Raw genomic sequence first — 22,825 nt, 5'->3', positions numbered from 1 at the left:
GCTCACGAGCGATCGCCCGACGTCAGCGCACCGACGAGTCGCAGGATGGTCGGCAGGTCGTCGACCGCCGCCTCGGGGCTGGCCGGCGTGAACCCGGCGATCGCCGCGCCCGCGAGGGGGAACCGCGCGGCGACCGCACGCAGCAGGCTCACGAGCTCGGCGGCCCCGATGCCGAACGGCATCGGGTAGGAGAGACCCGAGAGGGCGGCGGGGTCGAGCACGTCGAGGTCGATGTGCACGAACACCCGCGACGCGCCCGTCGCCTCGAGCTCGGCGATGACGGCGGTCGGGTCGGAGAGGTCCTCGACGGTCAGCACCGAGACATCGTGCTCGTCGATGAAGCGGCGCTCCTCGTCGTCGATGGCACGGATGCCGCCGAGCACGAGGCGTCCGGGGGCGATTCGGGTCTCGTCGTCGAGCACGAGCCCCGGTGCGCCCTCGCCGGTGATCGCCCGCAGCGTCATGCCGCCGAATCCGCCCGACGGCGAGGTCTCGGGGGTGTTGAGATCGGGATGCGCGTCGAGCCAGAGCACGGCGAGGTCGCCGTCGGCCCGGCGTGCGGCGTGGGCGACGGCCGCCACCGAGGCACCGCAGTCGCCGCCGATCGTGAGTGCCCAGTCGGGTACCCGCTCGAGCGCCTCGGCGGCCGCCTCGCGCACCCGGACGATCGTGCTGTAGCGCCGCACGCCGGTGCCGAGCGACTCGCCCGCCTCGACGGGCACGTCGACGGTGAGGGTGGCTGAACTGGGCAGGTCGCCGAGGATGGCGGCGGCGCCGTCGGCGAGGCTCATCGCGCGTGCGGACACCGAGCCCTGCCACAGCGGGACGACGACGAAGGTGGCTGGCATGCTTCCCAGTATCGCGCGCCCCGGCGGACGGCGGCACGGCGGGGCGGCAACTCGTGCTCGCCGTCGGCGAACCGCGGGGGAGCGCCGCCGCGATCGTCGCGGTGGGCGGACGAGAACGGCGAAGCGGATGCCCCGGGGTCGGCCCCGAGGCATCCGCTTCGACGTGGATCGGCGTCAGCCGCCGATGGCGCCCTGCGAACCGCCGGCCTTCAGCGCGGCGAGTCGCGCGTCGACCTCGGTGAGCTCGCCGAGGTCGTCGAGCTCGTTGAACTGCGCGTCGAGGCTCGACGCGGCGAGCTCGGCCTGGCCGCGCACGACCGCCTCCTCGCGGCGGATCTTGTCTTCGAAGCGGCCGATCTCGCTCGTCGGGTCGAGGATGTCGATCGACTTGACCGCGTCCTGCACCTGCTTCTGGGCCTGCGCCGTCTTGGCACGCGCGACGAGTTCGGAGCGCTTGTTCTGCAGCTGGACGAGCTTCTCCTTCATGCCGTTGAGGCCGGCCTTGAGCTTGTCGACGACCTCGGTCTGCGCCGCGATCTGCGGCTCGGCGGCCTTCGCCTCGTTCTCGGCGGAGATCTGCCGGCTGAGGGCCACCTTCGCGAGGTTGTCGAACTTGTCGGCGTCGGCGGCGTCGCCCGCCGCGCGGAGCTCGTCGCCCTTGCGGCTCGCGGCGAGCGCCTTCTCGCCCCACTCGCGGGCCGCCTCGACGTCCTCGCGGTGGTCGTCCTCGAGGAGGCGCAGGTTGCCGATCGTCTCGGCGATGGCGGCCTCGGCGTCGGCGATCGAGTTGGTGTAGTCGCGCACCATCTGGTCGAGCATGAGCTGCGGGTCTTCCGCCTGGTCGATGAGCGCGTTGATGTTGGCTCGCACGAGCTGCGAGATGCGCCCGAAGATGGACTGCTTTGCCATGGTTACTCCCTCGTTGATGGGCTGGAATCGGTCGATGGGCGGCGTCGGCCGCCGGGATGGTGCGCCGGGATCGGCGAGGTGCATCGGCTCAGAAGCGACCCCCGCTTCCTCGGCGACCGCTCGAGCCGGAGCCGCCGAAGCCGCCGCCGAAGCCGCGCGAGCGTCCGGACCCGCCGCCGAACCCGCCGAAGCCGCCGAACCCGCCGGATGAGCCGGAGCCGCCGGACCAGCCGGAGCCCGAACGGTGCGAGCCGCCTCGCATCGAACCGCCGATGATGCCGCCGATGACGGCGGCGAGCAGTTCGCCGCCGTCGACGCCGAAGTCGCCGACGCCCGCGTTCGAGTCGCCGACGTCCTGCTGGGCGAGGGTCATCGCGGCCGCGGCCAGTCGAGCCGCCTGCTCGGCGGACGTGAGTGCCGCGGCCGGGTCGGTCGGTGCGGTCTGCTCGGCCACGACGATGAGTCGGCGCGCCTCGGCGAGGCGGGTACGGGCGTCGGCACCGATGACCCCGCGCCGGGCGATCATGTAGTCCTCGGCCGACTGGGCCTGGGCCTTGGCCGAGTGCAGTGTCCGCTGGAGCGCCGCCTCGAGCTTCGCGGCGGCGGCCGCGGCGTCGCGAGCTCCCCGGATGGCGGCGTCGATCTCGGCGTCGGCCTTCGTGAACCGCTCTTGGAGCGCGAGCGGGTCGCGCCCGGCTGCCGCGGCCTCCGCACGGAGCGCGATCGCCGCCGCGGCGACGCGATCGGCGACCGCGGACGCCTCGGGTCCGAGCGACCTGGCGGCCGCGACGTCGGTGTCGAGCTCCGCGACGCCCTCGGCGACCACCCGGTCGGCCGCGGCGAGCTCGGCCGCCAGCCGGTCGACGGAGGCGGCGAGCAGCTTCGCCTGGTCGATCGCGACCTCGGCGGCGCGGATGTCGAGCGCGGCGGGGCCCGATTCGCCGCGTTCGAGCGCGCCCTTCGCGGCGGCGATGCTCTCTGCGGCGAAGACCAGGCGCGCTCGCGCCTGCTCCGGGTTGTCGGCGACGGCCGCGACGGCCGAACGGGCGTAGACCCCTGCGAGCTCGCCGAGCCGTTGGGCCGAGGGATCGATCGCGGCCTGGGCGGTCGTCGCGTCCGCCTCGACGCGGGCGACGGCTTCGGGTGCGTTGCGCTCGAGGTCGCGCAGCGCGTCGAACCGCTCGACCTGGGCGTCGAGCAGGGCGTCGGCCTCGCTCGCGAGGCGGGCGATGTCCGCGTACCAGGCGCGGCGCTCGTCGTCGCTGTCGGGGTCGACGTCATCGAGCCGCTGCTGCACGGCGAAGGCCTCGCCGAGCTTCGCCTTGGCCGCGTCGAGCGCGGTGCGGAAGTCGGCGGTGGCTTCGTCGCCGAACGACGCCGTGGCGAAGCCGAGCTCCTCCTCGCTCGACTTGACGGCGTCGTCGGCCTGCACGAGCGCGCTTCCGGCCTGGCGGCGCAGCTCCTCGATCGACGGCGCCGGCGGCGCGGGCGGTGTCGCGGGCGCCTGGGCGCCGGTCGCGCGCCGCTTGCGGCGCGAGAGGATGAACCAGACGACGAGCACCGCGGCGCCGGCGATCACGAGGAGCCAGATCGCACCCGTGCCGCGGCCGCCCGACTCGTCGACGACGCCGTCGTCGGTTCCGGGAACCGCGCCGCCGACGTCGGCATCGGCGATCGCGGAGGCCCCTGCGATCGCCGCGCCGGCCCAGTCCTCGTCGCGGAGCTCGGGCTCGATCACCTGCGTCGAGATGCGCTGCAGCTCGGCATCGCTCAGGGCGGCGTCGCTCGAGGCGGAGAGGTAGTACTGCCGGCCGTCGACGGCGACCGCGAGCAGGTAGTCCTCGGCGCCGAGCCCGTTGTCGATCGCCGTCTGCTCGGCCCACGCCTCGGCGGAGTCGGGGTTCGTGAACTGGCCCACGTAGGCGACGAACAGCTGGCGGCCGCTCCGATCGGCGATGTCGTCGAGCGCGCTCGCGACCTCGTCCTGCCGGCCGCCGAGCACCCCGGCCGCGTCGACCACCGGGGACGAGCCGAACGCGACCGGGTCGTCAGCCCAGGCGGGGCCGGCGCCCGAGAGGGCGACCAGCGCTCCCGCGATCATCGCGACGATCACGGACCATGTGCGCTCCGAACGCATGCACCAGCGCCTTCCCCACTCCGAAACCGGACGAGTCCGAGTCTATGGCGGGCGGAGGCGGGGCGTCCACGCGGATGGGACCTGCGCGGGGACACGGACGGGGCACGGGGAGCCATCCCCGTCACGGGGCCCCGAACGCCGTCGAGCGGGGAGCCGTACTCGGCTCGACCCGCTCGATCACACGTGCCCCCGGAGGGATTCGAACCCCCGACCTACGGTACCGGAAACCGGCGCTCTATCCCCTGAGCTACGGAGGCGCACAGTTGAAAACCCTATCATCTCCCGGGGCTCCGGATGTCGCATCGCGCATACCGGGAGCGGGCGGCGCGGCCGGTTCCGGTGCTCCGCGCCGGGGCCCCGCGACACCGGTCGGGTGTCTCAGGGGAGGGCGAGCCGTGCGACCGTTCCGAGCAGCTCTTCGCGCACCTTCGCCGTGACGAACGCGGTCGTGCCCTCGAGCACCGCGTCGCCCTCGACGTGGGTCGCCACGACCTCGGGGTACCAACGGCTCAGGCGGCGGATGTCGCGCTCCACCACCTGGGCGAGGCGGGCGCCGCCGACGGCCGCCGTCGGGCCGGCGAGCACGACGAGCCCGGGGTCGAGCATCGCGAGCACGGGCAGGGCGATGTGCGCGATGCGCTCGCCGAGCTCGTCGACGATCGCGTCGAGCGCGTCGCTCTCGGCGATCGCCGCGAGCAGGCCGTGGAAGTCGTCGTCCTCGACGCCGTGCGCCGCCGCCACCCGTCGCAGGCCGATCGCGCCGACGAGGTCGCCGCTCGTGGTCGCCCGCTCGTCGAGCTCACGCGCCTCGGACGAGAGGGGCAGGAACCCGATCTCGCCCGCGCCGCCGAACGTGCCCCGGTACAGGTCGCCCGCGATGTCGAACGAGGCGCCGACGCCGTTGCCGAGCCAGAGCAGCACGAACACGTCGCGGCCCTCGCCGGCCCCCGTCTCGCGCTCCGCGACGGCGGCGAGGTTCACGTCGTTCTCGATGTAGACGGTGACGCCGAGCGCTGCTTCGAGCGTCGCCCGCAGGCCGGTCGTGGGCCAGCCCGGCAGGGTCTCGCTGAAGAGCGCCCCCTCGCCGCCCGGGTCGACGTATCCGGCGGTGCCGATGCCCACGGTGCGCACCGCGGAGGGGTCGGTGCCCGCGGCGGCGCTCGCCTCGGTGATGGCGCGGCGCACCTCGTCGACGGCCGACCGCTCGGCGACGTCGCGCGGCAGCTGGATCGTGATGAGCGGTCGATCGCTGCCGGCGGCGTCGACGACGCGGGCGTGCAGTTCGAACGCGTCGATCGCGATCGCGAGGCCGAGGGGCCGGTCGATGCGGGCCGCGTAGAGCACGGCGTTGCGGCCCGGGCTGCCGGCGACCTGGCCGCGCTCCTCGACGACACCGGCCGCGATGAGGCGCGTCATCATCATCGACGCGGTCGGCTTCGAGACGCCGACGAGCTCGCAGATGCGGTTGCGCGTCAGCGGGCCGTGGTCGAGCAGGGCCGACAGGCCGACCCGGTCGTTCACCGCTCCGAGCCAGGAGGGCGTGCCCTGCGTCTGCCGCGTCGGCCCGGCCATCAGGCGGCCTCGAGGTTCGCGACGATCGCGCTCACGAGCGCCTGGGCGTCGCCCGGTTCGACGAGCTCGGTCGAGGCGAGCACGATCCAGTACTCGCCCGTGAAGACCTGGGCCTCGCCGATCTCGCCCGACCGCTCGAAGTAACCCTCGACGTCGGGCGGCGTTCCGTAGGTCGGAACCGGATTGGAGGCGAGCGCGGCGTCGTTCTTGTGCGCCTCGAGCGCCGCCTCGGACGGCGTGGCGACGCCGTACTCGATGATCGCGCCGTTGGTCTGGTTGACGAGGCCGCACGCGGTGCCCGCCTCGTCGGCCACCGCGACGATGCCGTCGGCCTGCGGCTCGTAGCCGGGCGCTGCGCTGTAGTTCGGGTTGAAGGCGTACACCTGGTCGGGCGTGACCAGCACGTCGCACGCGATCTCGAAGGGGGTCGAGGGCTCCTCGGTCGGCGTCGGTGCCGGCGACTCGCTCGAGCCCGGCCCGGCGCCGTCCGTCGTGGACGGGGCGGTCGCCGGGCCCGTCGGCTCCGGCGTCTCGGAGGCGCAGCCGGTCAGCGCGAGCGCGACCGCCGCGATGGCGACTGCGAGGCCCGTCGGGCGGTGGCGGAGCAGGTGGGGGGAGCGCGGCATGTGACGAACCTTATCAATGAGGCGGATAGGATTTGCGGGTGACTCCAGCCGATCTCGCCAACGCCCTGTACGACCTCGTCCTCGCACTCGTCGAGCGACGTCGTGCGGCCGGCGTCGAGGTCGACCTGCGGCTCGAACCGGGCGATGTCGTGCTCGAGCGCCCGAAGCTCCGGGAGCACGGCGACTGGGCCTCGTCGATCGCCCTGCGCATCGCGAAGCCCCTCGGCATGAACCCCCGCGAGGTCGCGTCCGAACTCGCTCCCGCGCTCGCCGGCATCGACGGCGTCGCGAGCGCCGAGATCGCCGGTCCCGGCTTCATCAACATCCGGCTCGACGCCGCCGCCGCCGGCGCGCTCGCGAAGACGATCGTCGAGCGGGGGGCCGACTACGGCCGCAGCGACGCGCTCGCCGGGGCCGTCATCAACCTCGAGTTCGTCTCCGCCAACCCGACCGGGCCGCTGCACATCGGGCACACCCGCTGGGCCGCGCTCGGTGACTCGATCAGCCGCGTGCTGCGCGCCGCCGGCGCCGAGGTGGCGAACGAGTACTACATCAACGACGCCGGCAACCAGATGCAGATCTTCGGCGCCTCGGTGCTCGCAGCGGCCAAGGGCGAGCCGACCCCCGAGGGCGGCTACCCCGGCAGTTACATCGCCGACCTCGCCGGCCGCGTGCTCGAGCGGGAGCCGAAGCTCGCCGAACTCGACGACGAGGTCGCGCTGCACACCGCGACCGAGATCGCGTACGAGCTGCAGCTCGCCGAGATCAAGGCCTCCCTCGAGCGCTTCAACGTGCACTTCGACATCTGGACGAGCGAGCGCCGCCTGCACGCGAAGGGCGACGACGGGCTCAGCGACATCGACACGGCGCTCGCGCGGCTCCGTGCGCAGGGTCACGTCTACGACGCCGACGACGCGGTCTGGGTCAAGACGACCGATTTCGGCGACGACAAGGACCGGGTCTTCGTGCGCGGCAACGGCGTGCCGACCTACTTCGCGGCCGACTCCGCGCTGTACCTCGACAAGGGCGACCGCGGCTTCAAGCACAAGATCTACCTGCTCGGCGCCGACCACCACGGCTACGTGCACCGGCTGCGGGCGCTCGCCGGCGCAGCGGGCGACGACCCCGAGCGCGACGTCGAGGTGCTCATCGGCCAGCTCGTGAGCGTCAACGGCGCCCGCCTCTCCAAGCGCGCGGGCAACATCATCGAGCTCGACGACCTGCAGGCCTGGCTCGGCACCGACGCGCTGCGGTACACGCTCGCCCGCTACCCGGCCGACTCGCCGCTCACGATCGACCCCGAGATCCTGCAGCGCCGCGGCAACGACAATCCCGTGTTCTACGTGCAGTACGCGCACGCCCGCACGTCGGCCGTCGCACGCAACGCCGCCGACTCCGGCGTCGACCGCTCGACCTTCGCGCCCGAGCTGCTCGAGCACGAGACCGAGTCGGCGCTGCTCGGCGCGCTGCAGGAGTTCCCGCGGATCGTCGCGCAGTCGGCCGAGCTGCGCGAGCCGCACCGCGTCGCGCGGTACCTCGAGGAGCTCGCGGGGCTCTTCCACCGCTGGTACGACAACTGCCGCGTACTGCCGCTCGGCGACGAGCCGGTCGGCGACCTGCACCGCACGCGCCTCTGGCTGAACGACGCGACCGGCCAGGTCATCCGCAACGGGCTCGACCTGCTCGGCGTCTCGGCGCCCGAGCGCATGTAGCACTCCGCACCGAATCGAGGGGGCACCGATGAGCGACGAGCAACCGACCGTCCCGCTGAACGCCGATGGGCAGCCGACCGTCCCGCTGGACGTCGACGGGCGGCCCGCTGCCGGCACGGATGCCGCGACCGGTGCTCCGGCGCCGCGCAAGCGCCTCGGCCGGGGCGCGAAGGCCGGCATCATCGTCGGGGCCGTCGTCGTCGGGCTCGCCGCGATCGCGATCACGGCCGACGTCGTCGCACGCGGGGTGGCCGAACAGCGCGTCGCCGAGGAGATCGCCGCGAACCTGCCCGAGCAGGTGCAGGGCGACGTCGACGTGACGATCGGCGGCTTCTCGGTGATCACGCAGTACCTCTCCGGGACGATGGACGAGGTCGTGCTCAGCGCGCCCGACCTCGAGGTCGACGGCGCCCCGATCGACGTGCACGTCGCGCTCCGGCAGGTGCCCGTCGATCTCGAGCAGCCGATCGGGCACCTCGCTGCGACGGTGTCGGCCGACGAGGCATCCCTCAACCAGCTCATCGACGTGCCCGGCGCGACCGGGACGGTGACCCTCGGCGACGGCACCGTCGGCTACGAGGGCAGCGTCGAGGTGTTCGGATTCCCGGTCGGCTACCAGGTGACCGCGAAGCCCACGGCTGCGGGCGACCGCATCCTGCTCGAACCGGTCGGCGTCGAGGTCGGCGCCGGCGGCGGCTCGATCGACGTCTCGGGGATCGTCGACCGCCTGCTCGGCGACGACCCCGTGCCGGTGTGCGTCGCCGAGCACCTGCCCGAGGGCATCGAGGTGACCGCGGTCGCGGTCGCACCGGGCACCGTGCGGGCCGAGCTCGCGGGCGACGACGTCGTGCTCGGCGGTGACGCGATGAACCGCACGGGCAGCTGCGGCTGATCGGTCGATTCGGCTGCGCCGACGCGCCTCGGTAGACTCGCGGGTAGTCCGACCCACAAGGTCGGCACGCATCAGGCTTCAGGGACCGATCCGGGTTCGCTCGCCGAGAGCGACCGTCGATTCGTTCCCTCAGTGAGGTTCCCGTGGCATCCGTCTCCGCAGACCCGGGCGCGCAGGCCGCGCCGGCCGACGCCGACGCGCTCGCTCCGCAGGTCTGGCCCGCCGGCGCCCGCCGCGACGCAGCCGGGCGCATCGAGGTCGGCGGACTCGACGCGGTGTCGCTCGCCGCACGCTTCGGCACCCCGCTCTACGTCGTCGACGAGGCCGACGCCCGCGCACGGGCCCGTCGCACGCGCCTCGCGTTCGAGACCGCGGCGCACCGGGCCGGCACCGATGTGACCGTCTATTACGCGGGCAAGGCGTTCCTGTCGGGCGAGGTCGTGCGCTGGGTCACGGAGGAGGGGCTCGCGGTCGACGTCTGCACGGGCGGCGAGCTCGCGGTGGCCCTCGCGGCCGGCGCCGAGCCCGCCCGCCTCGGCTTCCACGGCAACAACAAGTCGCCCGCCGAGATCGACCGCGCGGTCGAGGTCGGCGTCGGTGCACTCATCATCGACAGCGAGGTCGAGATCGACCGCGTCGCCGAGGCCGCCGCGCGCGCCGGCCGGCGGCAGCGGGTGCGACTGCGGGTGAACAGCGGCGTGCACGCCTCGACGCACGAGTTCCTCGCCACCTCCCACGAGGACCAGAAGTTCGGCGTGCCGCTCGAGCGCGCCGTCGAGCTCGGCACGCGCATCCGGGCGCACGCGTCGCTCGAGTTCCTCGGCCTGCACTGCCACATCGGTTCGCAGATCTTCGACGCCGAGGGCTTCGCCGAGTCGGCCGCTCGGCTGCTCGCCGCGCACGCCGAGCTGAGCACCGCCGAGCCGCTGCCCGAGCTCAACCTCGGCGGCGGGTTCGGCATCGCCTACACGGCGGCCGACACCCCGCAGCCGATCGAGGAGATCGCCGACGGCATCCTCGCCGCGGTCGTCGGGGGATGCCGCGACCGGGGCATCCCGGTGCCGAGGCTCGCGTTCGAGCCCGGCCGCTCGATCATCGGGCCGGCCGGCATCACGCTGTACACCGTCGGCACCGTGAAGCCCGTGCCGATCGAGGGCGGCTCCCGGCGCTACGTGAGCGTCGACGGCGGCATGAGCGACAACGCGCGCACGGCCCTCTACGGCGCGGCCTACACGGCGAGGGTCGCGAATCGCGCGTCCGGGGCGGCGCCCGCGCTCAGCAGAGTCGTCGGCAAGCACTGCGAGTCCGGCGACATCGTCGTCGACGCCGAGTTCCTCCCGGCCGACACGACGCCCGGCGACCTCGTCGCCGTCGCCGCGACCGGCGCCTACTGCTGGTCGCTCGCCTCGAACTACAACCACGTGCCGCGCCCGCCCGTCGTCGCCGTTCGCGACGGCGAGGCCCGCGTCATCGTCCGCGGCGAGTCCATCGACGACCTGCTCGCCCGCGACCTCGGGCTGCCGGCCGCCGGCACCGGTGCCGCCGGCGCCGGGACCACCCGCGCCGAGACCACCGCCGACGCGGCATCCGTCGCCGACACCGCCACCGAAGGGAACCCCGCATGATCGAGTACCGGTCCATCCGAGTCGGACTGCTCGGAGCCGGCTCGGTCGGCTCGCAGGTCGCCCGGCTGCTGCTCGACCACGCCGACGAGCTCGCGCAGCGGGTCGGTGCGCGCCTCGAGCTCGTCGGCATCGCGGTGCGCAACCTCGACGCGCGACGCGACACCGACCTGCCCGCCGAGCTGCTGACGACCGACGCCGAGGCGCTCATCCTGGGCTCCGACGTCGTCATCGAGCTCATGGGCGGCATCGAGCCGGCGCGCACGCTCGTGCACCAGGCGATCGCGTCGGGTGCCGACGTCGTCACGGGCAACAAGGCGCTGCTCGCCTCGCACGGACCCGAGCTCTTCGCCGCCGCCGAGCAGGTCGGCGCGCAGCTCTCGTACGAGGCCGCCGTCGCGGGGGCGATCCCGATCATCCGCCCGCTGCGCGAGTCGCTCGCCGGCGACCGCGTCGAGCGCATCCTCGGCATCGTGAACGGCACGACGAACTTCATCCTCGACCGCATGGACCAGACCGGCGCCTCCCTGGAGGACGCGCTCGCGACGGCGACCGAGCTCGGCTACGCCGAGGCCGACCCGACGGCCGACATCGGCGGCTACGACGCGGCGCAGAAGGCGACGATCCTCGCGAGCCTCGCGTTCCACACGAGCGTGCCCGTCGAGGCCGTGCACCGCGAGGGCATCACGGGCGTCTCGGCGGCCCAGGTCGAGTCGGCGCGCCGTGCCGGCTACGTCGTGAAGCTCCTCGCGATCTGCGAGCGACTCATCGACGCCGAGACCGGCGACGAGGGCGTCTCCGCGCGCGTCTACCCGGCGCTCGTTCCGCGCAGCCACCCGCTCGCCGCGGTGCACGGCGCGAACAACGCGGTCTTCGTCGAGGCCTCGGCCGCGGGGCCGCTCATGTTCTACGGCGCCGGAGCCGGGGGAGTGCAGACCGCCTCCGCCGTGCTCGGCGACCTCGTCGCGATCGCCCGCCGCCGGGTCTCGGGCGGGCCGGGCACGGCCGAGTCGACCCAGGCCGAGCTGCCGATCCTGCCCATCGGCCGCATCACGACGCGCTACGCGATCACGCTCGAGGTGACCGACGAGCCGGGCGTGCTCGAGCGGGTCGCGCACATCTTCGCCGAGCACGGAGTCTCGGTCGAGCAGCTGCAGCAGACGGTGAGCGAGGGCTCGCGCAGCGCGACCCTCGTCATCGGCACCCACGAGGCGACCGAGTCGTCGCTCGCCGACACGGTCGCGGCGCTCGCCGCGAGCCCGGTCGTCGCCTCCGTCGCATCCGTCCTCCGAGTCGAAGGAGCCCAGTGAACACCCCCAACCCGACGCCCACGCCGAAGCCCGGATCGCGCCAGTGGCGCGGCGTCATCCGAGAGTACGCCGATCGCCTCGACGTGACCGACGCGACCCCGGTCGTGACCCTCGGCGAGGGCGGCACGCCGCTCCTCCCGGCGCCCGCGCTCTCGCGCCGCACGGGTGCCGACGTGTGGGTGAAGTTCGAGGGCATGAACCCGACTGGCTCCTTCAAGGACCGGGGCATGACCATGGCCGTCACGAAGGCGGTCGAGCACGGCGCGAAGGTCGTCATCTGCGCCTCGACCGGCAACACGAGCGCTTCGGCCGCCGCCTACGCGACGCACGCCGGCATCGGCGCGGCCGTGCTGCTGCCCGAGGGCAAGGTGGCGATGGGCAAGCTGAGCCAGGCGATCGCGCACGACGCGAAGCTCATCCAGGTGCAGGGCACCTTCGACGACTGCCTCGACATCGCCCGGGAGCTCTCGGCGAACTATCCGGTGCACCTCGTGAACTCGGTCAACAACGACCGCATCGAGGGCCAGAAGACGGCGGCGTTCGAGGTCGTCGAGGTGCTCGGCGACGCCCCCGACCTCCACATCGTGCCCGTCGGCAACGCCGGCAACTACACGGCCTACACGCGCGGTTATCGCGAGGACATCGCGGCCGGCAACGCGACCCGGATGCCGCGCATGTTCGGCTTCCAGGCGGCGGGCTCCGCGCCCATCGTGCGCGGTGAGCCCGTGCGCGACCCCGACACGATCGCGAGCGCCATCCGCATCGGCAACCCCGCGTCGTGGGAGCTCGCGCTCCAGGCGCGCGACGAGACCGACGGCTACTTCGGCGCGATCGAGGACGCGGCGATCCTCGAGGCGCAGCGCATCCTCTCGGCCGAGGTCGGCATCTTCGTCGAGCCGGCATCGGCGATCTCGGTCGCGGGCCTCCTCGAGCGCTCGGCAGCGGGCGCCGTCCCGCAGGGTGCGCGAGTCGTGCTCACGGTGACCGGCCACGGCCTGAAGGACCCGCAGTGGGCGCTCCGCACGGCAGACGGCTCCGACGTCGAGCCCACGGTCGTGCCCGTCGACACCACCCAGGTCGCCGCGGCGCTGGGACTCGCGTCATGACCGGCACGCTCGTCGCCGAGGCGACCACCCCGCTCGCCGGCCGCACCGTCCACGTCAAGGTGCCCGCCACCTCGGCGAACCTCGGCCCCGGTTTCGACACGCTCGGGCTCGCGCTCGCCGTCTACGACGAGCTCGAGGTGCAGGCGACGCCCGCGGGCGTCGAGGTCGAGGTGCACGGCGTCGGCGAGGGCGAGGTGCCGCTCGACGCGTCGCACCTCGTCGTGCGCTCGATCGCGCACACGTTCGAGCGCGCCGGTGTGCCGCTGCCCGGCGTCCGGCTCGTCGCGCACAACGCGATCCCGCATGGCCGCGGGCTGGGCTCGTCGGGGGCGGCCATCGTCGCGGGCGTCATGGCCGCGAAGGGCCTGCTCGAGGGCGTCGTCGACTTCTCGGCCGACGACCTGCTCGAGCTCGCGACCGAGCTCGAAGGCCACCCCGACAACGTCGCGCCCGCGCTGTTCGGCGGGCTCACGATCGCGTGGGTCACGCCCGAGGGCCCGCGGCACAAGAAGCTCATCGTGCACCGCGGCGTGTCGCCGCTCGTGCTCGTGCCCGAGCACGAGATGTCGACGGCGCTCGCGCGGTCGCTGCAGCCCGAGCAGGTGCCGCACGAGGACGCGGTGTTCAACGTGTCGCGCTCGGCCCTGCTCGTCGCGGCGCTCATCCAGAGCCCCGAGCTGCTCTTCCAGGCGACCGAGGACAAGCTGCACCAGCACTACCGCGCAGCGGCCATGCCCGAGACCGACCGGCTCATCCGGGCGCTGCGCGAGGCGGGGCATCCCGCCGTCGTGTCGGGCGCCGGCCCGTCGATCCTCGTGCTCGCGAACGACCCGAGCGCGCGGGCCGAGGCGATCGCGCTCGTCGAGCGCGAGGCCGAGACGGCGTGGCAGTCGCTGCCGCTCGCGGTCGATTTCAAGGGCGCGACGGTCGCCGCGGGCTGACCTTCGCCCACGACGCCGCATTCGTGCGGTGCCCGATTCAGGAGCGGAGGCGTGTCGCCCGGCGTGTCGGCGCCCGACTCGCCGCGACGCGCCGCGCCGCTCCTGAACTGCGAACGGGATGTCGCGGCCGGGGGTTCTCCACAACGGAGCGTCGCGTGGCGGGCTGCAGGGCCGCACGGTGCTAGACTGACACCGCACCCGGCGGGTGAAGCGGCTGATACGTCAGACCCGACACCGCTCACGAGCCGCATCGTGCACTTCCCGGCAATCTCTTGCTTTCGCACTTGCGCAGTCTGCGCCGCGCGCGCCGACCTCGCTCGAGGCTGCGATCAACTCTCCTGCCGCGCAGCACTCTGCGCCAGGGGAAAGGAAAACACCCAGTGACCAACGCATCCGACCACGCTGCAGGCGTGGCGAACGGCGCCCCTCTCACCGGCCTCAAGGTCGCCGAGCTCCAGGAGCTCGCGGCCTCGCTCGGCATCGTGGGCGCCTCCAAGCTCCGCAAGGGCGAACTCGTCGAGGCGATCACCGCCCGTCGGGCCGAGGGCGACGTCGCCCCCACGCTCGACGTCGACGGCGTCGAGGCCGCCGCACCGGCCGCCGAGGCCCCCGCACCGGCCGCCGAGGCCCCCGCAGACGCGGCTCCCGCCGCCGACGCGGCCCCCGTCGCCGATGCGGCTCCGGCCGACGAGCCCGCCCAGGCACCGGCCGTCGAGGCCCCCGGGGCCGAAGCCCCGGCCGAGGCATCCGCCCCGCGTCGTGGTCGCCAGCCGCGTCGTGCGACGAGCGCGACCACCGCGGCCGCACAGCACGTCAACGGCGGCGGCGCCGGCGTGGGCCTCGTGCCCGCGACGAACGACGACGAGGCCCGCGAGGCCGCCCGCGCCGCCGTGCGCGAGGAGCTCGCGGCGGCGACCGGCGAGAGCGCCCGCGAGGGTGCCCGCACCGAGGGCGCCGAGGGCGAGCAGCCCGCGGAGGAGCCGCGCCAGGGCGGCCGTCGCAACCGCGGTCGTCGCGGCGGCGGCGACCGCAGCGAGCGCGCCGAGCGCGGCGAGCGCGGCGACGACGCCCAGAAGGGCGGCCGCCAGAACGGCAACGGCCAGAACCAGGGCCAGAACGGCGAGTCGCGCAAGGGCGACGACCAGAAGCAGGCCGACCGCCAGGGCGACGCCGAGAAGGCCAAGCAGGGCGAGAAGGGGCAGGGCGGCCAGGGCCAGAACCAGGCCGACAAGGGCCAGGGCGACAAGCAGGAGGGCGAGGGCGGCCGTCGCAGCCGCTACCGCGACCGCAAGCGCCGCGGCCAGGGCGGTGCCGGCGACGAGCTCGAGCCCGAGATCCTCGACGACGACGTGCTGATCCCGATCGCGGGCATCCTCGACGTCCTCGACAACTACGCCTTCGTGCGCACGACCGGCTACCTGCCCGGCCCGAGCGACGTCTACGTCTCGCTCGGCCAGGTCAAGAAGTACCACCTGCGCAAGGGCGACGCCGTCGTCGGCGCGATCAAGCAGCCGCGCGACGGCGAGCAGTCGAGCCGCCAGAAGTACAACGCGCTCGTCAAGGTCGACTCGGTCAACGGCCAGTCGGTCGACGAGGCCGCCGCTCGCGTCGACTTCCAGAAGCTGACCCCGCTCTACCCGCAGGAGCGCCTGCGCCTCGAGACCGAGCCGACGAAGCTGACCCAGCGCATCATCGACCTCGTCGCGCCGATCGGCAAGGGCCAGCGCGGCCTCATCGTCGCGCCGCCGAAGGCCGGCAAGACGATCGTGCTGCAGCAGATCGCGAACGCGATCTCGCAGAACAACCCCGAGGTGCACCTCATGGTCGTGCTCGTCGACGAGCGCCCCGAAGAGGTCACCGACATGCAGCGCACGGTCAAGGGCGAGGTCATCGCCTCGACGTTCGACCGTCCGGCCGAAGACCACACGACGGTCGCCGAGCTCGCCATCGAGCGTGCGAAGCGCCTCGTCGAGCTCGGCCACGACGTCGTCGTGCTGCTCGACTCGATCACCCGCCTCGGCCGCGCCTACAACCTGGCGGCGCCCGCCTCGGGCCGCATCCTCTCGGGCGGCGTCGACGCGTCGGCGCTGTACCCGCCGAAGCGCTTCTTCGGCGCCGCGCGCAACATCGAGAACGGCGGCTCGCTCACCATCCTCGCGACCGCGCTCGTCGAGACCGGCTCGAAGATGGACGAGGTCATCTTCGAGGAGTTCAAGGGCACCGGCAACAGCGAGCTGCGCCTCTCGCGCCAGCTCGCCGACAAGCGCATCTTCCCGGCCGTCGACGTCAACGCGTCGTCGACCCGTCGCGAGGAGATGCTGCTGAGCCCCGACGAGGTCAAGATCACGTGGAAGCTGCGTCGCGCCCTCGCGGGCCTCGACCAGCAGCCCGCGCTCGAGGCCGTGCTGGGCCGCCTGAAGGAGACCCAGTCGAACGCCGAGTTCCTGCTGCTCATGCAGAAGTCGATGCCGGTCGCCGGCCACGGCAACTCGCACGGGCACGAGACCGACCACCGCTGAGGCATCCGTGTTCGAATCGGTTCAGCCGCTGCTCGACGAGCACGCGCAGCTGCAGGAGGAGCTCGCCGACCCGGCGCTGCACGCCGACGCTGCGCGGGCGAAGAAGGTCAATCGGCGCTACGCCGAGCTGAGCCGGATCGTCGCGGCGAACCAGGCCTGGCACCAGGCGCAGGAGGACCTCGACGCGGCGCGCGAGCTGGCGAAAGAGGATGACGCCTTCGCCGAGGAGGTGCCGGCGCTCGAGGAGGGCCTCGCGCAGGCGCAGGAGAAGCTCCGGCGCCTGCTGATCCCGCGCGACCCCGACGACGGTCGCGACGTCATCATGGAGATCAAGGGCGGCGAAGGGGGCGCGGAGAGCGCCCTCTTCGCGGCCGACCTCCTGCGCATGTACATCCAGTACGCGCAGTCGAAGGGCTGGAAGACCGAGCTCCTCGAGCGCAACGAGTCCGACCTCGGCGGCTACAAGGACGTGCAGGTCGCGATCAAGTCGAACGCGACCGACCCCTCCCAGGGCGTCTGGGCGCACCTCAAGTACGAGGGCGGCGTGCACCGCGTGCAGCGGGTGCCCGTCACCGAGACCCAGGGGCGCATCCACACCTCGACGACGGGCGTGCTCGTCTTCCCCGAGGTCGACGAGCCCGAAGAGGTCGACATCAACCAGAACGACCTCAAGATCGACGTGTACCGCTCGAGCGGCCCCGGCGGCCAGTCGGTCAACACGACCGACTCGGCGGTGCGCATCACCCACCTGCCGACCGGCATCGTCGTGTCGATGCAGAACGAGAAGTCGCAGCTGCAGAACCGCGAGGCGGCCATGCGCGTGCTGCGCGCGCGCCTGCTCGCCCGCCAGCAGGAGGAGCTCGCGGCCGCGGCGTCCGACGCGCGCAAGTCGCAGATCCGGTCGATGGACCGCTCCGAGCGCATCCGCACGTACAACTTCCCCGAGAACCGCATCGCCGACCACCGCACGGGCTACAAGGCCTACAACCTCGACCAGGTCATGAACGGCGCACTCGAGCCGCTCATCGAGTCGGCGATCCACGCCGACGAGGAGGCTCGTCTCGCCGACCTCGGCGGGGAGTAGCCGCAGCACCGTTCGCTGCGCGCGCAGCGCCGACGGCGCGCTCGAACGCGGATGCCCCGTGGCCGGCCGGCCACGGGGCATCCGTCGTGTTCGGGGCTAGATGTGCCAGTCGTGCACGCCGCGGGCCGCGTCGGCCGTCGCGTGCGAGAGCGGCCGCACGGTCGCGGGCACGCCGACGACGAGTGAGTGCGGGGGAGCGCCCCGGGTCACGACGGCGTTCGCGCCGACCGCGCTCCAGGCCCCGATCGTGATGTCGCCGAGGATCTTCGCACCCGCGCCGACCGTGACGCCGTCGTCGAGCGTGGGGTGGCGTTTCGTGCCGGGCGGGGTGTGGCGCGGAGCCTTTCCGCCCAGGGTGACCCCGTGGTAGAGCATGACGTCGTCGCCGACGATCGCGGTCTCGCCGATCACGACGCCCATGCCGTGGTCGATGAAGAAGCGGCGGCCGATGGTCGCACCGGGGTGGATCTCGATGCCCGTGAGGAACCGCGCGAACTGCGAGATGAGCCGGGCCGGGAACCGCCAGCCGGCGACCCACATGCGGTGCGTGAGCCGATAGGTCCAGATGGCGTGCAGGCCGGAGTACACGAGGAAGACCTCGAGCCCGCTCCGTGCCGCAGGGTCGTGGGCACGGGCGGTCGCGAGGTCTTCCTTCAGGCGCGAGCGGATCGTCACGCGATCAGTCAAGCAGACCCTCGTACAGGACGGTCGAGAGATACCGCTCGCCGTAGCTCGCGACGATCACGACGATCGTCTTGCCGGCGTTCTCGGGGCGCTTCGCGAGCTCGAGGGCGGCGTAGACCGTGGCGCCCGACGAGATGCCGCCGAGGATGCCCTCCTCCTGGCCGAGCCGGCGGGCGGTCTCGACGGCCTGGTCGATGTTGACGTCGAGCACCTCGTCGTAGACGGTGCGGTCGAGCACGTCGGGCACGAAGTTCGCGCCGATGCCCTGGATCTTGTGCGGGCCGGGCTGGCCGCCGTTGAGGATCGGCGACTCGGCGGGCTCGACGGCGACGACCTGCACCTCGGGCTTGCGCTCCTTGAGCACCTGGCCGACGCCCGAGATGGTGCCGCCCGTGCCGATGCCCGCGACGAAGATGTCGACGCCGCCGTCGGTGTCTTCCCAGACCTCCTCGGCCGTGGTGCGGCGGTGGATCTCAACGTTGGCCTGGTTCTCGAACTGCCGGGCGAGGATCGCGCCGGGGGTCGACGCGGCGATCTCCTCGGCCTTCGCGACAGCGCCCTTCATGCCCTCGGAGCCCGGCGTGAGCACGAGCTCGGCCCCGTAGGCCTTGAGCAGCGACTTGCGCTCCTTCGACATCGTCTCGGGCATCGCGAGGATGACCTTGTAGCCGCGCGCGGCGCCGATCGCGGCGAGGGCGATGCCCGTGTTGCCGCTCGTGCCCTCGACGATCGTGCCGCCGGGCTGCAGCTCGCCCGAGGCCTCGGCCGCGTCGACGATGCCGACGCCGAGGCGGTCCTTGACGCTCGCGGACGGGTTGTAGAACTCGAGCTTCGCGAGCACCGTCGCGCCGGCGCCGTCGGTGAGGCGGTTGAGCCGGACGAGCGGGGTGCGGCCGAACGCCTGCGTGATGTTGTCGTAGATCTGAGCCATAGTCGGGCCTTTCTCGAGGGGCGTTGCGGGCGTGCCCAGCCTATGGGTGCCGCCCGCGCCGTGGGTGTGCGTTACATTCCATTGCGTGGATGCACCCGTCGAACAGCCTGCCCGACCCCTGCGCGAGATGCGCGACGAGATCGCGGCGACGCTGGCGGCGGCGGGCGTTCCCGACCCCGACGTCGACGCCGAGCTGCTCATCGGGCACGTGCTCGGGCTGAGTCGAGGCGGCGTGCAGGCGCGCCTCGTGGTCGGCGGCACGATCGATGGGGCGGATGCCGCGGAGCTGGCGTCGCTCGTCGCGCGACGCGCCCGCCGCGAGCCACTGCAGCACCTGACGGGTCGTGCGGCGTTCCGCTCGCTCGAGCTCTCGGTCGGGCCCGGCGTGTTCGTGCCGCGACCCGAGACCGAGGGCGTCGCGCAGCTCGCGATCGACGCGCTGCGCGCTGCGGCCGACCCCGAGCCCATCGGCATCGACCTCGGTTCGGGCTCGGGGGCGATCGCGCTCGCGCTCGCGACCGAGGTGCCGCATGCGCGCGTGTGGGCCGTCGAGAAGTCGCCCGAGGCGTTCGTGTGGACCCGGCGCAACGTCGAGGAGGTCGCCGCCCCGAACCTCGAGCTCGTCTTCGGCGACCTCGCGACCGCGCTGCCCGAGCTCGACGGACGGGTCTCGGTCGTCGTCTCGAACCCGCCGTACATTCCGCTCGGCGCGATTCCGCGCGACCCCGAGGTGCGGCTGCACGACCCCGAGGCGGCGCTCTACGGCGGCGCCGACGGGCTCGACGTCGTGCGGGTGCTCTCGCAGCGGGCGCTCGCGCTGCTGCGAGACGGCGGCGTGCTCGTGATCGAGCACGGCGAGGCGCAGTCCGCCGAGATCGGGGCACTGCTCACGGCCGACGGCTGGCGGGCGATCGCGCACCACCGCGACCTCACTGGGCGCGACCGGGCGACGACGGCCCTGCGCTGACCTACTTCGCGCGCTCGGCCCTCTCGCGGGCGTTCCGCTCGCGCTCGAGCGCGTGCTTGATCGCCTCGCGCTCGCGCTTCTGCGCCTCGCGCAGCGCCTTCTGCGCCTCGCGCACGGCCTTCTCGGCCTCTCGCCGGGCCTTGGCCGCGTCGCGCACCCGCTGGTCGCGGGGAAGCTCGAGCTGGGGCGGCAGCTCGGGCACGGCGTCGGGCTCGGCGTCGGGCTCGGCGGCCGGCGAACCACCGGCCTGGCGGTCGACGTGGTGCTCGATGCCGTCGAGGATGCGGAGGAGCCCGAACGAGAAGTCGTCGTCGGTCTCGCCGGGGTGGGTGCCGGGCTCGGCGACGTAGCCGCCCGCGGCGAGCAGGGGACTGAGGTACGGGAACCGCTCGGGCGTCACGAGCTCGTTCAGGGCGGCGAACGCGCTCTCGCCCGTGACCTCGCCCGGGTCCGCGGCCATCTCGGCGGCGACGCGGAGGTCGCGCTCCTGGGCGCTCGTGGCCCGCGCGTAGCTCGTGAGCAGCAGCAGCGCCGACATCTTCTCGCCGTCGCTCAGGGGCAGGTCGCGCACCTCGCGCAGGAACCAGTCGACGAGGAGCAGGCTGTTCGGCGTGATCGGCGCGCCCGAGATCGGGATGTCGACGAGCCACGGGTGCTCGCGGTAGACGGCGCGCATCGAGAGCACCCACGCGGTGACGCCCTCGCGCCAGCCGCGGTCGAGCGTCTCGTCGGGAACGGGCGGCTCGACGGCGCCTTCCTGCATGAGCAGGATCAGGTCGTCCTTGCTCGTCACGTAGCGGTAGAGCGACATCGTCGTGAACCCGAGCGAGCTCGCCACCCGGCTCATCGACACCGCCGCGAGGCCCTCCGCATCGGCGATCTCGATCGCCGCGTCGACGATGCGCTCGATCGAGAGCTCGCGCTTCGGGCCGCGCTGGGGGTGGGCGGCGACGCCCCACGCGAGCGCGACGGCGCGGGGGAGTTCGGGGTCGGCTCGCTCGTCGCTCATTCGGCTCCGTTCCGTTCGGCGGGTTGACCTCAGTCTAGAACTGTGTATTACTTAAACAACAGTGCATGACATAAACAGTTTGCGCCATACGCAACGGTTGGCGCGAACCCCGATCGACAGGAGCACGACATGCAGCTCGCCATCGACGCACGCGGCCTCCGCAAGGCGTTCGGTCGCACCGAGGTCCTCGCGGGCCTCGATCTCGCCGTCCCCTCGTGCAGCGTCTTCGCGCTGCTCGGCCCGAACGGCGCAGGCAAGACGACGACCATCAACATCCTGACGACGCTCGTGCGTCCCGACGCCGGCTCGGCGACCGTCGCCGGGTACGACGTCGTCGGGCACCCCGTCGACGTGCAGCAGCGCATCGCCGTGACGGGTCAGTCCGCTGCGGTCGACGAAGTGCTCACCGCGACCGAGAACCTCGTCATGATGGGCCGGCTCTCGGGCCTCGGCCGGCGTGCCGCCGCCGCGCGTGCGGCCGAGCTCATCGAGCGCTTCGGCCTCGCGCAGGCGGCGGGGCGCAGGGTCTCCACGTACTCCGGCGGCATGCGCCGCCGTCTCGACCTCGCGCTGAGCCTCGTGGTCGAGGTGCCGGTGCTCTTCCTCGACGAGCCGACGACCGGGCTCGACACGCGGAGTCGCCAGGAGCTCTGGAACGTCATCACGTCGCTCGCCGATGCCGGCACGACCGTCTTCCTCACCACGCAGTACCTCGAGGAGGCCGATCGGCTCGCCGACTGCATCGCGGTGCTCGACCGGGGCCGCATCGCGGCGGTCGGCACGGCCGACGAGCTCAAGGCGCGCGTCGGCGGCGAGGTCGTCGAACTGCGCGACGCCGACGGCCTGGTCCTGCGCGAGCTGCCGACCGACGGCAGCGTGCACGGACTGCGCGCGGCGATCGACGAACTCGACCGCGAGGCCGCCCCGACGGGTGCGCACGTCACGATCCGCCGGCCGAGCCTCGACGACGTGTTCCTCGCCATCACCGACGGCGATCACGGTGCCGTCGTGGCCGGGGCATCCGATCTCGACCTCGTCGCCGCCGACTGACCGCACCGAACCCATCGAACGAAACGGAGCCCGCACCATGACCACGCTCACCGCGACCCCTTCGGGCCGTGCCTCCGCCGCGGCCGGCACCGCGCCCCGCCTCCGTCCGCGCCTGCGCGGATTCGCGGCCGACCGCGTCTTCATCGGCCGCAGCATCATCCACTCGACCCGCGACGTCGAGGCGCTCAGCATGGCGATCATGCTGCCGGTGATGCTCATGCTGATGTTCACCTTCATCTTCGGCAACGCGATCGACCCGTCGGGCGGCTACGTCGACTACGTCGTGCCCGGCATCATCCTGCTGTGCGCGGGGTTCGGCGCGTCGTCGACCGCCATCTCGGTCTCGCGCGACATGACGACCGGCATCATCGACCGGTTCCGCACCATGCCGCTCCGCAGCGGCGCCGTGCTCAGCGGCCACATCGTCGCGAGCCTCGCGCGCAACCTCATCGCGACGGGGGTCGTCATCGCCGTCGCGTTCCTCGTCGGGTTCAGCCCCGATGCGACGGCGCTCGACTGGCTCGGCGCCGTCGCGATCGTGGGGCTGTACATCCTCGCGATCACGTCGCTGTTCGCGGTGATCGGGCTCGCCGCCCGCACGCCCGAGGCCGCGAGCGGGTACGGGTTCATCCTGCTGTTCCTGCCGTACGTCTCGAGCGCCTTCGTGCCCGTCGACACCATGCCCGAGTGGCTCCAGTGGTTCGCCGAGAACCAGCCGATCACGCCCGTGATCGAATCGCTCCGGTCGCTCCTCGTCGGCACGCCGATGGGCGACTCGGCCTGGCTCGCCGTCGCCTGGTGCGCGGCGATCGTGGTCGTCGCGCTCGTGTGGGGCGCCTGGCTGTTCCGCCGCAAGGCGGGGCGACGCTGATCCCGGCGGTCGTCGGCCGGCCGAAGGGTTCGGCA

General features: G+C 73.0%; 19 protein-coding genes and 1 tRNA gene. 11 read left to right on the top strand and 9 right to left on the bottom strand.

The genetic code is table 11. The features are described from left to right. Window positions 1-2: 2 nt before the first annotated feature. From AC3RJ6_RS15865 to AC3RJ6_RS15840, 6 genes are all read right to left on the bottom strand, one after another. Window positions 3-848 carry an arginase family protein gene (locus tag AC3RJ6_RS15865; protein WP_491428071.1) on the bottom strand — a complete coding sequence of 282 codons (846 nt, stop codon included), beginning with the start codon at window positions 846-848 and terminating at the stop codon, window positions 3-5. 174 nt (window positions 849-1,022) lie between these two features. Next, window positions 1,023-1,757 carry a PspA/IM30 family protein gene (locus AC3RJ6_RS15860; RefSeq protein ID WP_491428070.1) on the bottom strand — a complete coding sequence of 245 codons (735 nt, stop codon included), beginning with the start codon at window positions 1,755-1,757 and terminating at the stop codon, window positions 1,023-1,025. An 88-nt stretch (window positions 1,758-1,845) separates the two neighbouring features. Further along, entirely contained in the window at window positions 1,846-3,894 is a 2,049-nt protein-coding gene (locus AC3RJ6_RS15855; RefSeq protein ID WP_491428069.1) for a TPM domain-containing protein, read from the bottom strand. A 184-nt stretch (window positions 3,895-4,078) separates the two neighbouring features. Continuing rightward, window positions 4,079-4,151: transfer RNA gene (locus tag AC3RJ6_RS15850), tRNA-Arg, on the bottom strand. Between the two features lie 121 nt (window positions 4,152-4,272). Next, a complete protein-coding gene (locus AC3RJ6_RS15845; protein WP_491428067.1) occupies window positions 4,273-5,466 on the bottom strand; it encodes an ROK family protein in 1,194 nt (397 codons plus the stop codon). Further along, the gene (locus AC3RJ6_RS15840; RefSeq protein ID WP_491428066.1) at window positions 5,466-6,092 is read right to left on the bottom strand and encodes an iron ABC transporter ATP-binding protein; all 627 of its coding nucleotides are present in this window, start codon (window positions 6,090-6,092) and stop codon (window positions 5,466-5,468) included. The genes AC3RJ6_RS15845 and AC3RJ6_RS15840 overlap by 1 nt, the downstream gene beginning before the upstream one ends. Window positions 6,093-6,130: 38 nt before the next feature. Between AC3RJ6_RS15840 and argS the strand changes: the two genes are divergently transcribed. The 8 genes from argS (at window position 6,131) to prfA (ending at window position 17,278) form a co-directional block, all read left to right on the top strand. Next, a complete protein-coding gene (gene argS / locus AC3RJ6_RS15835; protein WP_491428065.1) occupies window positions 6,131-7,804 on the top strand; it encodes an arginine--tRNA ligase in 1,674 nt (557 codons plus the stop codon). A gap of 28 nt (window positions 7,805-7,832) precedes the next feature. Continuing rightward, a complete protein-coding gene (locus AC3RJ6_RS15830) occupies window positions 7,833-8,696 on the top strand; it encodes an LmeA family phospholipid-binding protein (protein WP_491428064.1) in 864 nt (287 codons plus the stop codon). 143 nt (window positions 8,697-8,839) lie between these two features. Beyond that, window positions 8,840-10,321 (top strand): diaminopimelate decarboxylase, encoded by a 1,482-nt coding sequence (gene lysA / locus AC3RJ6_RS15825; protein WP_491428063.1) that lies wholly within the window; start codon window positions 8,840-8,842, stop codon window positions 10,319-10,321. Then, window positions 10,318-11,628 carry a homoserine dehydrogenase gene (locus AC3RJ6_RS15820; protein WP_491428062.1) on the top strand — a complete coding sequence of 437 codons (1,311 nt, stop codon included), beginning with the start codon at window positions 10,318-10,320 and terminating at the stop codon, window positions 11,626-11,628. Before lysA ends, AC3RJ6_RS15820 begins: the two co-directional genes overlap by 4 nt. Next, a complete protein-coding gene (gene thrC / locus AC3RJ6_RS15815) occupies window positions 11,625-12,734 on the top strand; it encodes a threonine synthase (RefSeq protein ID WP_491428061.1) in 1,110 nt (369 codons plus the stop codon). Before AC3RJ6_RS15820 ends, thrC begins: the two co-directional genes overlap by 4 nt. Further along, complete coding sequence (gene thrB, locus AC3RJ6_RS15810) at window positions 12,731-13,675, top strand: homoserine kinase (protein WP_491428060.1); 945 nt, start codon at window positions 12,731-12,733, stop codon at window positions 13,673-13,675. The genes thrC and thrB overlap by 4 nt, the downstream gene beginning before the upstream one ends. A gap of 380 nt (window positions 13,676-14,055) precedes the next feature. Beyond that, complete coding sequence (gene rho, locus AC3RJ6_RS15805; protein ID WP_491428059.1) at window positions 14,056-16,194, top strand: transcription termination factor Rho; 2,139 nt, start codon at window positions 14,056-14,058, stop codon at window positions 16,192-16,194. A 7-nt stretch (window positions 16,195-16,201) separates the two neighbouring features. Next, entirely contained in the window at window positions 16,202-17,278 is a 1,077-nt protein-coding gene (gene prfA, locus AC3RJ6_RS15800; protein ID WP_491428058.1) for a peptide chain release factor 1, read from the top strand. A 96-nt stretch (window positions 17,279-17,374) separates the two neighbouring features. Here prfA and epsC read toward each other — a convergent pair whose 3' ends face one another. Next, on the bottom strand, window positions 17,375-17,953 hold the full coding sequence (epsC, locus tag AC3RJ6_RS15795; protein WP_491428057.1) for a serine O-acetyltransferase EpsC: 579 nt from the start codon (window positions 17,951-17,953) through the stop codon (window positions 17,375-17,377). Between the two features lie 4 nt (window positions 17,954-17,957). Further along, window positions 17,958-18,893 (bottom strand): cysteine synthase A, encoded by a 936-nt coding sequence (gene cysK / locus AC3RJ6_RS15790; RefSeq protein WP_491428056.1) that lies wholly within the window; start codon window positions 18,891-18,893, stop codon window positions 17,958-17,960. Window positions 18,894-19,020: 127 nt separating this feature from the next. Here cysK and prmC point away from each other — a divergent pair, with 127 nt between their 5' ends. Continuing rightward, complete coding sequence (gene prmC, locus AC3RJ6_RS15785) at window positions 19,021-19,860, top strand: peptide chain release factor N(5)-glutamine methyltransferase (RefSeq protein WP_491428342.1); 840 nt, start codon at window positions 19,021-19,023, stop codon at window positions 19,858-19,860. Between the two features lies 1 nt (window position 19,861). On the opposite strand, the gene AC3RJ6_RS15780 is transcribed toward prmC, so the two are convergent. Then, a complete protein-coding gene (locus AC3RJ6_RS15780) occupies window positions 19,862-20,869 on the bottom strand; it encodes a TetR/AcrR family transcriptional regulator (protein WP_491428055.1) in 1,008 nt (335 codons plus the stop codon). A gap of 129 nt (window positions 20,870-20,998) precedes the next feature. Here AC3RJ6_RS15780 and AC3RJ6_RS15775 point away from each other — a divergent pair, with 129 nt between their 5' ends. Both AC3RJ6_RS15775 and AC3RJ6_RS15770 read left to right on the top strand, forming a co-directional pair. After that, entirely contained in the window at window positions 20,999-21,919 is a 921-nt protein-coding gene (locus tag AC3RJ6_RS15775; RefSeq protein WP_491428054.1) for an ATP-binding cassette domain-containing protein, read from the top strand. A 37-nt stretch (window positions 21,920-21,956) separates the two neighbouring features. Continuing rightward, window positions 21,957-22,790 carry an ABC transporter permease gene (locus tag AC3RJ6_RS15770; RefSeq protein ID WP_491428053.1) on the top strand — a complete coding sequence of 278 codons (834 nt, stop codon included), beginning with the start codon at window positions 21,957-21,959 and terminating at the stop codon, window positions 22,788-22,790. Window positions 22,791-22,825: the final 35 nt, after the last annotated feature.

It is taken from the genome of Agromyces cucurbitae (assembly GCF_058349945.1).
Note: the sequence above shows the minus strand (reverse complement) of the source record. Positions and strands in the feature narration are given on the sequence as shown.